11 protein-coding genes are annotated in these 11,782 nt (G+C 64.7%); 6 read left to right on the top strand and 5 right to left on the bottom strand.

The window, feature by feature from the left end; genetic code table 11:
• Genes ACQI46_RS21680 through ACQI46_RS21670 form a run of 3 tightly spaced genes read right to left on the bottom strand, consistent with a single transcriptional unit; the run spans position 1 to position 3,024 of the window.
• On the bottom strand, positions 1-882 hold the full coding sequence (locus ACQI46_RS21680; RefSeq protein WP_427096104.1) for a glycosyltransferase family 2 protein: 882 nt from the start codon (positions 880-882) through the stop codon (positions 1-3).
• On the bottom strand, positions 879-1,847 hold the full coding sequence (locus ACQI46_RS21675) for an NAD-dependent epimerase/dehydratase family protein (RefSeq protein WP_427096103.1): 969 nt from the start codon (positions 1,845-1,847) through the stop codon (positions 879-881). The genes ACQI46_RS21680 and ACQI46_RS21675 overlap by 4 nt, the downstream gene beginning before the upstream one ends.
• Complete coding sequence (locus ACQI46_RS21670; RefSeq protein WP_427096102.1) at positions 1,837-3,024, bottom strand: glycosyltransferase family 4 protein; 1,188 nt, start codon at positions 3,022-3,024, stop codon at positions 1,837-1,839. Before ACQI46_RS21670 ends, ACQI46_RS21675 begins: the two co-directional genes overlap by 11 nt.
• A gap of 83 nt (positions 3,025-3,107) precedes the next feature.
• On the opposite strand from ACQI46_RS21670, the gene ACQI46_RS21665 reads away from it, so the two are divergent.
• From ACQI46_RS21665 to ACQI46_RS21650, 4 genes are all read left to right on the top strand, one after another.
• Complete coding sequence (locus ACQI46_RS21665; protein ID WP_427096101.1) at positions 3,108-3,818, top strand: GAF domain-containing protein; 711 nt, start codon at positions 3,108-3,110, stop codon at positions 3,816-3,818.
• Positions 3,819-3,989: 171 nt separating this feature from the next.
• Complete coding sequence (locus ACQI46_RS21660) at positions 3,990-5,522, top strand: sugar transferase (protein WP_427096100.1); 1,533 nt, start codon at positions 3,990-3,992, stop codon at positions 5,520-5,522.
• Positions 5,523-5,528: 6 nt separating this feature from the next.
• The gene (locus tag ACQI46_RS21655; RefSeq protein WP_427096099.1) at positions 5,529-6,182 is read left to right on the top strand and encodes an undecaprenyl diphosphate synthase family protein; all 654 of its coding nucleotides are present in this window, start codon (positions 5,529-5,531) and stop codon (positions 6,180-6,182) included.
• Positions 6,179-7,579, top strand: a complete 1,401-nt coding sequence (locus tag ACQI46_RS21650) for an FAD-dependent oxidoreductase (RefSeq protein WP_427096178.1) — start codon at positions 6,179-6,181, stop codon at positions 7,577-7,579. The genes ACQI46_RS21655 and ACQI46_RS21650 overlap by 4 nt, the downstream gene beginning before the upstream one ends.
• A gap of 6 nt (positions 7,580-7,585) precedes the next feature.
• Here the strand turns inward: ACQI46_RS21650 and ACQI46_RS21645 are convergent, their stop codons facing one another.
• Positions 7,586-8,257 carry a GtrA family protein gene (locus tag ACQI46_RS21645; protein WP_427096098.1) on the bottom strand — a complete coding sequence of 224 codons (672 nt, stop codon included), beginning with the start codon at positions 8,255-8,257 and terminating at the stop codon, positions 7,586-7,588.
• A 130-nt stretch (positions 8,258-8,387) separates the two neighbouring features.
• Here ACQI46_RS21645 and ACQI46_RS21640 point away from each other — a divergent pair, with 130 nt between their 5' ends.
• Together ACQI46_RS21640 and purE are read left to right on the top strand one after the other, a co-directional pair.
• Positions 8,388-9,548, top strand: a complete 1,161-nt coding sequence (locus ACQI46_RS21640) for a 5-(carboxyamino)imidazole ribonucleotide synthase (RefSeq protein WP_427096097.1) — start codon at positions 8,388-8,390, stop codon at positions 9,546-9,548.
• Entirely contained in the window at positions 9,545-10,048 is a 504-nt protein-coding gene (gene purE / locus ACQI46_RS21635; RefSeq protein ID WP_427096096.1) for a 5-(carboxyamino)imidazole ribonucleotide mutase, read from the top strand. The genes ACQI46_RS21640 and purE overlap by 4 nt, the downstream gene beginning before the upstream one ends.
• Before the next feature lie 142 nt (positions 10,049-10,190).
• On the opposite strand, the gene ACQI46_RS21630 is transcribed toward purE, so the two are convergent.
• Positions 10,191-11,768: an Ig-like domain-containing protein gene (locus tag ACQI46_RS21630; protein WP_427096095.1), complete on the bottom strand. Its 1,578-nt coding sequence runs from the start codon at positions 11,766-11,768 to the stop codon at positions 10,191-10,193.
• Between the last annotated feature and the right edge of the window lie 14 nt (positions 11,769-11,782).

The following is an 11,782-nucleotide window of genomic DNA, read 5'->3' as shown; positions in this document are numbered from 1 at the left end:
TCACCGGACCACGGCCCGATGATCTTCTTCGCGGGAGAACGTTCGGCCGAGCACCCCCTCGGTGCGGCCGGTCAGCAAGGCCAGTCCGTCCGCCGGAGTGAACTTCTTGCGATTGCGCAGCGGCATCAGGGCAGCGGCCAGCAGATGAGCCAGCTTGTACCACAGCGGATATCGCCACTTTCGCAACAGATGGCCGGCGCCTCGCCCATAGTTGCGGAGCTTGCGGCGTCGCTCTTCGGGCCGCAGGTGGGCGAACTCGGTGGCGGCGTGCACCACGATGTCGCTCGCCCACTCGATCGAAAAGCCGTCTCGCTCAGCCAACCTCAGCACCAGATCGGTGCCCTCCCCGGCCTGCCAGGGACTGTCAGAGCCCGTGCCGATCGACACGTCGAACCCGCCGACGGCCCGGAACTCGTCGAGGCGGAACGCTGTCGCCGGTTCGATCGCACCCCACGCCGTGCGGCGTGTGAGAGGCGCACCCGCAGCAGGCAACAAATTCCGTGGGCCCTCCTGGTCGACCAGCTGCGCCGCACACACGGTGGTCGGCGGCACACAGCGGCCGGCGAGGCGTTCGAGGAAGTCGGCGTCGTAGCGGGTGGTGTCGTTGGGGAACAACACCCAGTCGACGTCGTCACCCAGCGCGGCGGCGGCGATATTGCGTGCGTGCGATACCCCTCGGGGGCTGACCACCACTCGGACCGGCAGGTGACGGGTGCGTAGCAGGGCCGTCAACGCCTCGGGTTCCGGCTGCTCTCTGTCGTGGTGTGCGATCACCACCGCCGACGGGGGATAGGTCTGCGCGGCCAGATCATCGAGCAGCTGACCGACCTCCGCCCAGCGACCAATCGTGGCGATGGCGATCCCGAAACGCGGAGCCGTCACACCGTGCGTCCCCGAAGGTTCGCCGACAGGTCCGGTGTGGCCCATGTGCGCTGCAATGTGTCGTCGAGCGAATGCTTTGGCTGCCAACCGAATACGTCATGTATGTGGCTGATGTCGGCACCCAGGAACGGGCGATCGACGGCCCGCATCCGGCTGGGGTCCTGCCGGACCTCGAACCGCAATCCCAGGACGGAGCGCATCCGCGCCAGGATGTCGTCGACGGAATACTGCTGACCGCTGCCGAGGTTGACCACCTCGCACGCGACACCATCCGGGTTGGCTCCCAGCGCGGCCGCAGCGAATCCGCTCGCGGCGTCGAGTACGTCGATGTAGTCCCGCTTCGGCCAGGTGTTGCCCAGGTTGATGGCGTCGGCGCCGCCGTGTAATTGCGACACGATGGCCGGCAGCAGATGCGGGTTCGTCTCACCCGGCCCGATCACGTTGAACAGCCGGACGATGCACGCGGAGAGCCCGCGATCGCGGGCGAACGCGCGGACATACTCCTCGCCCTGAAGCTTCGTGATGCCGTAGATGTCGGCCGGCCCCAGCGCGGACTCGAACTCGCGGTGCGGCGCCTCGTCCGGCTCGTACACTGCACCGCTGCTGGCGAAGACGAACCGCGTGCCCGGCTTACAGGCGGCCATGAGGTTGACGGTGCCCGAGACATTGGTCGCGACCGCCAGTGCGGGATCGGCGTCGCATTCAGGGATGTAGTGGATGGCCGCCAGGTGCACGACGACATCGGGACTGAACTCCTCGACCACAGTGCTGATCGCCTTGGCGTCGCGGATGTCCACCTGGCGGAATTCGACGCCGTCGAGGTCGTTGTCGAACCACTCCGGGGTTCCGTACCGCAGCGCGTCTGCGAGCAGCACGGTGTTGTCTGCCCGTAGGACGCGGATCAACTCATGGCCGACGAAACCAGCGCCGCCGGTCACGATGATGCGTTTGCCTTCACCCGGCATATTCCATGACCTCCCTTGCCCGCACTTCCAGCGTGCCGGCGATACCCGACCAATCCAGAGTTTGTGCCCCCGCCAGTCCTGCCTGGGAGAACCGGTCCCACTCCGCCGCCGCGGACCGCAAGCCGTCTGCGAAATCCGACGGCTCCGTCCCACAGACGACTCCCGAACCGTACTGTGCGACCACGTCTTTGGCGCCATTCTCCGGGAAACTCGCGGTCACGGTCGGCAGACCGCTGGCCATCGCCTCGGCGATCACGCGCGGAAATCCCTCCCGACGGCTCGGCATGGCCAGAATGGCGGCTTCTGACAGCAACGAGATCTTCTGGGCTTCGGTGACCTCCCCGAGTACGTGCACCCTGTCGGCGATCGGCGAGCGTGCCACATAGGACTCGATCGCCGCGCGCTCCGGACCGTCACCGGCAATGGTCAGATCGCCTTCGAAGTCGTCTGCGACCAACGCGAATGCATCGATGAGCAGCGGCAGATTCTTGTGGGCGAAAAGTCGCCCCAGGGAAAGGACGCCTGACCGGGTGTCACGTGGTGCATTGCGGTAGCGGCCCACCTCGAGGCCGCTGGGAAGTACGCCGAAGGGTTGTCCCGACTGTGCACCGATCTCCGCGGCGACAGCTGCGCTGACCGCAAAGTTGGCGGACACCATCTTGGGGAACCGGGCCTGGATGGTGCGGAACAGGGTGCCGTCACGAACCTCGCACCAGTGCACCGCGCTCCGCCGCCGCGCCCGGGGCGGTAGTGCCAGGACGTGCATTAGCGGCCACTGGTTGAGCAAATAAAAATCGTGTCGCGCGGAGTTGGTGATGCCGCGAATCCACGCACTGTACCGGGTTATCTGTGACCAACTGCGCCGCAACGCAGGTACGAGAGGCTTCTGATAGCGACCGTTATTTGGATTGCGGAAAAGGCTTACCCCGTTGAGGATTTCATGCGTCGGCAGACTCGGATCGTGGCCGATGCAGTAGACGTCGACGGTGTGGCCGCGCCGCACCAGAGCCTCGGCCAACTCTTGGAAAAACACCTCCTGGCCGCCGATGTGAGGACTGTAGAGCTCGGTGAAGAACGCGAATCGCAGAGGCGGTTGCACGCCACCAAACTTACGCACAGTCGGGCGCTCCGCAGACCGATTCGCAGTGTCGGGTGTGCGCGTTTCAAGATCATCCATCGGCGGGCAGCTAACTGGGTTTCCGTGAGAACGCTGCCTTGCTCACCTGTTAATTAGCGAAGGTATCGGTTACCGTTCGTGAAATGGCCGTCCACCTGCCCAAGTTCGCCAAGTTCGACGAGTGGCTGAACAAGACTCTCGATGAGCAGGCGAAGGCTTCCGGTGAGGACGTGCAAACCTATATCGCACGCTCGGTCGGATCTCGCATCCTGCACGAACTCAAGCGCGACAAGAGCCCCCTCTTGGAAGAGGCCAGGGCCCGGCTCGTGGCATCGGGAGTGTTCGATGCGGAAGCCATGCCCGATGTGTCGGAAGCCGTGAACAATCCGGACCGTCTGCAGGCGCTCTACGCCACGGGACTGTTGGATACACCTCCGGAAGAAGCGTATGACCGGATCACCCGGACCGCCGCCGATGCGCTGAACGCACCCTACTCGGCGTTCTCGTTGATCGACCAGGATCGTCAGTTCTTCAAGAGCACCGCCGGTATGGACACGGGTACCGAGGAGAAAAGACAAACGCCACTGGCCGACTCGGTGTGCCAGTACGCCGTGGCAAATGGGGCACCGCTGGTGATCGACGACATGCGCATCGACCCGGTGTTCCGCAACCACCCCGCTGTCCTCGACGGCACAGTGGTCGCCTACCTCGGCATCCCGCTGATCGACCGAGCCGACAACGCCATAGGCACACTGTGTGTTTTCGACACTCAGCCCCGGCAATGGAGTGCTGGACACGTGCAGGTGCTCAGTGATCTGGCAGCACTGACCGCCGAGCGCGTCTTCGGTCACTGACCTGGATAAAATTCCGACGCAAACACAGATAGCAAATTCCGGTCAGTTTTGTGCACCGCTGATCCCAGCAAAATAGTTCCGCGAGTTTCTCATTTGACGGCTGTTTGGGTGTAACCCGCCCCGCAGCACCCTTACAGTGGCTTGTAACAGGGCGCGCTCAGGGGTGGGGAGATGCAGTTAGAGGCCAAGTCGACGGTTGAACATGCATCTCAGCGGCCCGTGCCGCAGTTGAGGGCCGTGCCCCCCATGCACGAGAACTTGACGCGAACACCGCGGTGGATTCAGGGATTGCGGAACGAAAAGGGCTACATCACGCTGACCGTATTCCTCGACGGCTGGGCTGCCTTCTGGGCGGTCATGCTCGCGCAAGACATGACGAACGCCCGTGCCGACCCGCGACCGATTGCACTGCTGTCTTGGCTTTTCGTGCCGATGGTCGTTTTCGTGCTCTACACCCGGTCGATGTATCGCCGCAAGCTCGACCACAGCTTCCTCGACGACTTCGAGCCAGTGATGACCAGCATCGCGGTATCAGCACTCGCAGTGATGACCATCATCATCGTGGTGGTGCCGGCCTTACCCACCGGCTCGGTCGTCGCCACGCACGTACGTCCGAGCGAGCTCACCGTGCGGTTATGGTTGTGGGCAGTCATCTTTTTCACCGCTGTGCGGTTGGTCCGATCGCTGGTCCAGCGTTACCTACGGCGCAAGTATCGTTTCGGGTCCTCAGCGTTGATCGTCGGCTCCGGCCCGGTGGCCAGCCAGCTCATCGGCCGCATGCGCCAGATCCCTGACTACGGTCTGCATCCGGTCGGACTTCTCGCCGAGTCCAAACCCGCAGAACTGAACGGGCTCGAGGTGCCCTATTTGGGCATCCCGTCGGACCTTGAAATCGCCGCGCGGACAACAGGAGCCGTCGAACTGATCATCGCGCCGTCGATTGAATCCGACGACGAGCTCGCACGTACGGCCATGCTGGCTCAGAAACTCGGGATGCGCGTCCGGGTGGTCCCGCGCGTGATGGACGCCATCGGGGGCGACGTCTGGGTCGAGCACCTCGGCGGTGTACCGCTGATGGTGTTGTCCCACACCGATCCCAAAGGCTGGAAGTTTGCCATCAAGCATTGGCTGGGCCAGTTGATCGCCGGGCTCGGGCTGGTCCTGATCTCCCCGCTGTTCCTCGGCCTCATGTTGGCGGTCAAACTCAGCTCGCCGGGACCGATCTTCTTCGCGCAACCGCGCGTCGGTCGCGACGGAAAAGTGTTCAACTGCCTCAAGTTCCGCAGCATGCGGCCCGCGGACCCGAACGCTGCGACATTCGAGCTCAAAGACGGTGCTGCCCCCGGCGGCGTCGAAGGCGAGGACCGGCGCACCTGGATCGGCAAGATCATGCGTAAAACCTCGCTGGACGAATTGCCGCAGCTGCTCAACGTGGTCAAGGGCGACATGACCCTCGTGGGTCCACGCCCCGAGCGGCCGGAATTCGTCGAATTGTTCGAGATGCAGATCCGGCGTTACGGCGAGCGTCACCGCGTCAAAGCCGGCATCACAGGCTGGGCTCAGGTACACGGACTGCGCGGTCAGACCTCCATCGCCGACCGTGCCGAGTTCGACAATTACTACATCCAAAACTGGTCTCTACTCCTGGATTTCAAGATTCTCGTCTTGACCGTCTTGGCGGTATTGCGGCCCACCGAAGAGTAGGTCGTCATGACAGACCAACCTGCGCATGTCGGCCTGATTCCCGACGGGCTGCGGCGGTGGGCTCAAGCCAACGGCACCACCCTCGTCGACAGCTATTTGCGCGGTGCGGAGAAGGTCGTCGAGATTCTGCTGTCCCTGCAGCGCCACGGCGTGCAAACGGTGTCGGTGTACAACCTCAGTCGTGCCAACCTCGGCCGACGCGACGACGAGCTCGATGCCGTCTATCACGCGTCGGTGCGGTTCTTCAGTGAGATGATTCCCGCCCACTTAGATCCCGGCGTCTGCAGCGTGCGGCTGCACGGCAACCGCCGTCTTCTCCCGGACAACTACCTGGCCGCAGCTGAAGACACCGAAAGACTTATGCGCGGCAACGGGTTCCGAATCAATATCTTGGCCGCCTACGACGCTTTCGATGAACTGCGAATTGCTTGCCAGCGGGCGTCCGCCGAAGGCTGCGACATTGCCGATGCGTTCGAAATCGGCGAGGTCGACCTGGTCATCCGCAGCAGCCCGGAGCCTCTGCTGAGCGGCTTTCTGCCGGTGCAGAGCCAATATGCACAACTGCGTTTCCTGTCCACGCCGCTCAATGAACTACAGCCTCACCACATCGACGAGTTGATTGCCGACTACCGGCGGCTGCCACAGCTTCGGGGGCGCTGAGCGTGGGTAAGAACCCGGTGATCATCGGTGCCGGCCCCGCGGGACTGACCGCGGCGCTGGAGCTGACCCGCCGTGGCGTGACGCCGCGTCTGTACGAGGCGAGCCCACACGTCGGAGGCCTGGCACGCACACCCGCCGAGGGGGACTGGCGCATCGATCCTGGTGGCCACCGCTTCTTCACCCGCAGTGAACAGGTCTCCGACCTGTGGCGGTCCCTCCTGCCCGACGACGAGTGGATCGCTGTGCCCCGCAGCTCGGCGATGCTGGTCAACGGGTACTACGTCCGCTATCCGTTGGTCGGCCGGGATTTGTTGACCCAGATGGGGATCCACCGGGGTGTGCGCGGTGCCGGAAGCTTGGTCTGGGCCCGCCTGCGTCGCGGAATGCGGTGGCCCGACGATTACCAGAACTTCCGAGATTGGGGCACCGGCGAGTTCGGACGCTACTGGTACAACATGTTCTTCGACGGCTACGTCCGCAAAACGTGGCTCACCGAACCCGCCGAGCTGTCGAGCGACTGGGCGCTTCAACGCATCAAACCGATCGGGTGGCGGCGTGGCAAGAACAACGCCTTCGCGATGCAAGACGTATTCCGGTATCCCAGACGCGGCCCCGGTCAGCTGTGGGAAGCCGCCGCCGCGGCGGCGACCCAAGCCGGTGCCGCCATCTCAGTGGACTCCCGGGTAGACAAGCTCCGCTTCGACGGTCAGACGTGGACGGTGCATCTGGTCGGTGGGGAAACCGTCACCGGTGACGCGGTGTTCTCCAGCATGCCGCTGGGGCAGCTGGTCGAAGCCCTGGAACCGCAGCCGCCGAAAATCATCCGCGCCGTGGCCACGACGCTGAAACACCGGGCGTTGATCACCGTCGCCGTGGCGCTCAGCAAGCACTACGAGATCCCGTACAACTGGGTGTACACCCCGGGTCCGGACTTCCACGCCGGTCGGGTGCAGAACTACCTCCGCTGGTCCGAAGGGCTCGCGCCGCAGGGCTGGGACGGCACGTTCCTGGGGTTCGAATACTTCATCGGACCCGGCGGAGCGCTCTGGGACGCCAGCGACGAGCATCTGTTCTCCCTGGTCGCCAAAGACTTGAAGACGTTCGGGCTGGACCAGACGGCTGTGGAGAAAACGATGATCGTGCGGTCGCGGTACGCGTACCCCATCCACGACCCCAGCCGCAGCCGAGACATCATCCGGATCCGTGACTACCTGCGCGAGAACTATCCCTCACTGCACCCGATGGGCCGAAACGGGATGCATCGCTACGACAACCAGGACCACGCGATGCTCTCGGCAATGCACAGCGTCGGCCGATACTTCGGTGAATACGTGACCGACCCGTGGCACGTCAACACCGAGCGTGAGTACCACGAAAGCCGGCTGCTACGGCACTGAGCGCCGTCAGGACGTCTTCGAAACGCTGCTTTCGTCATCAACGCGGGTCTGTGCCCGTCGCCGCCGAGACAACCGCATCGGCGTGACGTTCGTGGTTTCCGGCAGCTGATGGCGCAACTCGTACTCGTCCTCGAGCACCTCGGTGATACCGCCGACGGTCAACGCCGATTCCAGCGCCTTCTCCGGATTGCGGGCGAACTCGTCGGGGAAGACGAACCGGCGGAACGCCCAGAACCGGAACGCCATCTGCAGCAGGTTGCCGATGATGTAGGCCGAGATGAAGTCGGCCACATTCTCGACAGCCAGTGACACCATCGGTGCGCGCAGCATGAACACATAGCTGGAAATCCACAGCGGAGCCATGCTCAACAGCACGCCCACACCGCTGACCCCGAAGAACAGCAACGCCTCGTGATGACGCTCCCGACCGCCCCGGTCGCGGAAGCTCCATTCCCTGTTCAGGATGTAGGACGCGATGACCGCGACGATGCCGGCGATGATCTTCGCGGTCACCGGCTTGGGCTCGAGAATCGTCAGCTTGAGCGTGAAAAAGATCGCGAGATCGATGACGAACGTAGTGGCGCCGACGATCGCGAACTTGATGAATTCGTGGTGCCTCTCCGCAAAGGGACGGACCGGCTTCGGGAGCCGTTTGATCGTCGCATCGGCAAAGGACACAAGATCGAAGTCTACGGAAACGATGCCGCCGCTGTCGCATCGCCTCGTTACCGCAGGTCATCGGTGTGGTCTCAGCCATGACACGATATGTGCCGTGCGAAGAACTTCTGCGTCATCTCCGGTCGTAGCAATGATCGGCGGCGGTCAACTCGCCCGAATGACCCACCAGGCTGCGATCGCCCTGGGCCAGACACTGCGCGTGCTGGCGTTGCGTGACGACGAGTCGGCCGCCCAGGTGACCCCCGACGTCGTCCTCGGCTCCCACACCGACCTCGACGCGCTGCGCCGCGCCGCCGCCGGCGCCACCGCTCTGACGTTCGATCACGAGCACGTGCCCACCGAGTTCTTGGAGACGCTGGGGGCCGAAGGAGTCGCGGTCTATCCGCCGCCGGCGGCGCTGATCCACGCGCAGGACAAGCTGGTGATGCGGCAGCGGCTGTCCGCGCTCGGCGTCCCGGTGCCGAGGTTCTCCGCGGTGTCCGGGTTGGACGACGTCGACGCGTTCTGCAATGAGGTCGGCGGACCCGTCGTCATCAAGACCGTGCGCGGCGGCTACGACGGTCGCGGCGTCGTGCTCACCTCCACCACCGACGAGGCGCGCTCAGCGGTGGCGCGGTACCTCGAGGACGGCGTCGAGGTGATGGTCGAAGAGCGCGTCGCGATGCGCCGCGAGCTGGCCGCGCTGGTGGCGCGCTCGCCGTTCGGGCAGGGCGCCGCATGGCCGGTGGTCGAGACGGTGCAGCGCGACGGCATCTGCGTCACCGTCGTCGCGCCGGCACCTTCGTTGTCGCCGGACCTCGGTGCCGAGGCTTCGGAAATGGCGCTGCGGATCGCGTCGTCGCTGGGCGTGGTCGGGGTGCTGGCCGTCGAGCTGTTCGAGACAACGTCCGGCACCCTGCTGGTCAACGAACTGGCGATGCGCCCGCACAACTCCGGGCACTGGACCATGGACGGGGCGCGCACATCGCAGTTCGAACAGCATGTGCGCGCGGTACTGGACTATCCGCTGGGCGACACCTCGGCTCTCGCGCCGTGGACGGTCATGGGGAACGTGCTGGGGGCACCCGAGACGCCGGCGATGTCGATGGACGAGCGGGTGCACCACCTGTTCGCGCGCATGCCCGACGCCAAAGTGCATCTGTACGGCAAGGAGGAACGGCCCGGCCGCAAGATCGGCCACGTCAACCTCGTAGGCAGCGACTCCGTGGAGGCCCTGCGGGAGCGCGCAGAGCGGGCGGCACACTGGTTGTCGCACGCAGTCTGGACCGACGGATGGGATCCGCACGCATGAGTTCTGCACGGGTAGGCCTGATCATGGGCAGCGACAGCGACTGGCCCGTCATGTCTGAAGCCGCCGAGGCGCTCGCGGAGTTCGAGGTGCCTTTCGAAGTCGGCGTGGTATCGGCACACCGCACCCCGGCGCGGATGCTCACCTACGCAACGGAGGCCGCCGGGCGAGGTATCGTGGTGATCATCGCCGGCGCCGGGGGAGCAGCGCACCTGCCGGGCATGGTCGCCTCGGCGACGCCGCTGCCGGTGATCGGGGTGCCGGTGCCGCTGGCCCGGCTCGACGGGCTGGACTCGCTGCTGTCGATCGTGCAGATGCCGGCCGGGGTGCCGGTGGCCACGGTGTCGATCGGCGGAGCGCGCAACGCCGGCCTGCTGGCGGTGCGGATCCTCGGGTCCTCGGATTCAGCGCTGCAGTCGCGGATGTCTGCGTACCAGGCCTCCCTGGAACAGATGGTTCTGGAGAAGGACGAAACGCTGCGACGGAAACTGCTGGGCGAGTAGCTGTTTCGCTTTGCGTTGAGTGCTGCTCGGCCACTCGCGCTCGTGCCCAATCCGTCCCGGCGGTGACGCATTCGACCGTACGCGCACCTGACCCGGAGCCTTTGGCTTTGGGCAACCGTGTGCGGGGGTCGGCAGCCGCGGACTATCGAAGGTAAGGCAGAGGGTCGATCCGTCCCGAATACCCGTTGCCGAAATTCGGTGTCCTCGGCAAGACCTCGAAGTGCAGATGGGGGCCCGACGAGTTGCCGGTGGAACCGGCATACCCGATCAACTGCCCGCGCGTGACCGTCTGCCCGTTGTTGATGACGGTGCTACTGAGGTGTGCGTATCCGGAGTACACGTTCAGGCCGGGATGCCAGACGAGTACGGAGATACCGGCCATCCACGTCATCCACGAATGGTTCTCCCCATAACCCTCGAACGAAATCACGCCGTCGGCAGCCGCATAGACCGGTGTCCGCGGATTCATCGTCACGTGCAGGTCGATTCCGTTGTGGCCGTTGCCGCCGAAGTAGCGATTGACTTGCACGGAGGCCAACGGCCACCGCATCCGGGTGCTGGGCGGTGGGGGAGGCGGCGGCGGTGGAGGCGCTTTGGGGCTGATGACAGCGGTGACAAGGACTGGCGCGGTAGACAAACCATCGCTGCCGCCGATGGTGAACTGCACGGTGTCTTCACCCGGCGAACGGTGGGCGTTCTCGCGAGCACCGGTGGTCGGGGTGAATGTGAAGCTGCCGTTGGCGGCGTCCATCACGAGTGATCCGGTGGCAGCGTCGATGCCGGCCACGATGGAGTAGGTGAGTCCGAAGCCATCTGGGTCGGCGATGTTGACGTACCCGGTGACCTGACCGTTGCTGTCGTTGACTCCGGTGATGGAGTAGCTCGGGTTACCCACCGTGGGAGCCGCGTTCTTACTCGGTGGCACGATCCCGACGCGGACACTGACGCGGTCGACGCCGCCGTGACCGTCGCTGACGGTGACGGTGAACCGGTCGCTGCGGCGGAAGATGCTGGTGGCTTCTTCGCGAGCGGCAGCTGTTGGGGTATAGACGAAGCTACCGTCGGCGTGGATGACAACGGTGCCGCGCGAAGTCGGGCCGCTCCCAACATATGTCACTGCGTCTCCGTCGCGGTCTGTGACATTGATCTTGCCGGTGACGATCCCGTTGGCCGGATTTCCCTTTCCGACAGTAGCTCTCGCGTTCGGCTTGACGTTGGCGGGACGGATCGCCACTCCGATGTAGGTGCTGACCGAGCCTCCGTAGCCGTCGGTGACGGTGACGGTGACGGTGCCCTGATCCCACCCAGGTACTGCGGCGCTGGCGTGCCGCGCTGCCGCGGTGGGAGTGTAGGTGTAGTAACCGCGCGAATTTATGGTGACAGTGCCCTTGGTCGCGGTTGCGACATAGGTGAGCTTGTCTCCGTCGTCGTCGGTGGCACGGACCCGGCCCTTCACATTCGCGGTGAACAGTCCCGCGGTGCCGGCGGAGATGGAAGTAATGGTAGGGCTGGTATTCGGCACCGCCGCAACCAACGATGTCGCCTGAGCCCCCTGCGCCAACCGTGACTCGGCGGAGGTGGCCGGGCGTCGGGCCGCCGCCAGCATGGCCAACAGGATGGGTGATTCACCGGGCATGTCCGGGACCGGTGTCAGAAGCGGCGCGAGAGCGGCGGTGAGAAGCCGCTTCTCGGTGACTGTCTCGACAACCGCGGGAGCCATCGACACGTCAAGTG

This window comes from Mycobacterium sp. SMC-4 (genome assembly GCF_050205565.1).
In the GTDB taxonomy this organism is placed as follows: domain Bacteria; phylum Actinomycetota; class Actinomycetes; order Mycobacteriales; family Mycobacteriaceae; genus Mycobacterium.
The sequence above is the reverse complement of the archived record's forward strand: the minus strand, read 5'-3'. Positions and strand labels throughout refer to the sequence as shown.

Bases quoted from the DNA above. Each gene is read 5' to 3' on its own strand.
- ACQI46_RS21670 (WP_427096102.1), bottom strand. From the start codon at position 3,024: ATGGATGATCTTGAAACGCGCACACCCGACACTGCGAATCGGTCTGCG.
- ACQI46_RS21630 (WP_427096095.1), bottom strand. From the start codon at position 11,768: ATGGCTCCCGCGGTTGTCGAGACAGTCACCGAGAAGCGGCTTCTCACC.
- ACQI46_RS21660 (WP_427096100.1), top strand. From the start codon at position 3,990: ATGCAGTTAGAGGCCAAGTCGACGGTTGAACATGCATCTCAGCGGCCC.
- ACQI46_RS21665 (WP_427096101.1), top strand. From the start codon at position 3,108: ATGGCCGTCCACCTGCCCAAGTTCGCCAAGTTCGACGAGTGGCTGAAC.
- purE (WP_427096096.1), top strand. From the start codon at position 9,545: ATGAGTTCTGCACGGGTAGGCCTGATCATGGGCAGCGACAGCGACTGG.
- ACQI46_RS21640 (WP_427096097.1), top strand. From the start codon at position 8,388: ATGATCGGCGGCGGTCAACTCGCCCGAATGACCCACCAGGCTGCGATC.
- ACQI46_RS21675 (WP_427096103.1), bottom strand. From the start codon at position 1,847: ATGCCGGGTGAAGGCAAACGCATCATCGTGACCGGCGGCGCTGGTTTC.
- ACQI46_RS21655 (WP_427096099.1), top strand. From the start codon at position 5,529: ATGACAGACCAACCTGCGCATGTCGGCCTGATTCCCGACGGGCTGCGG.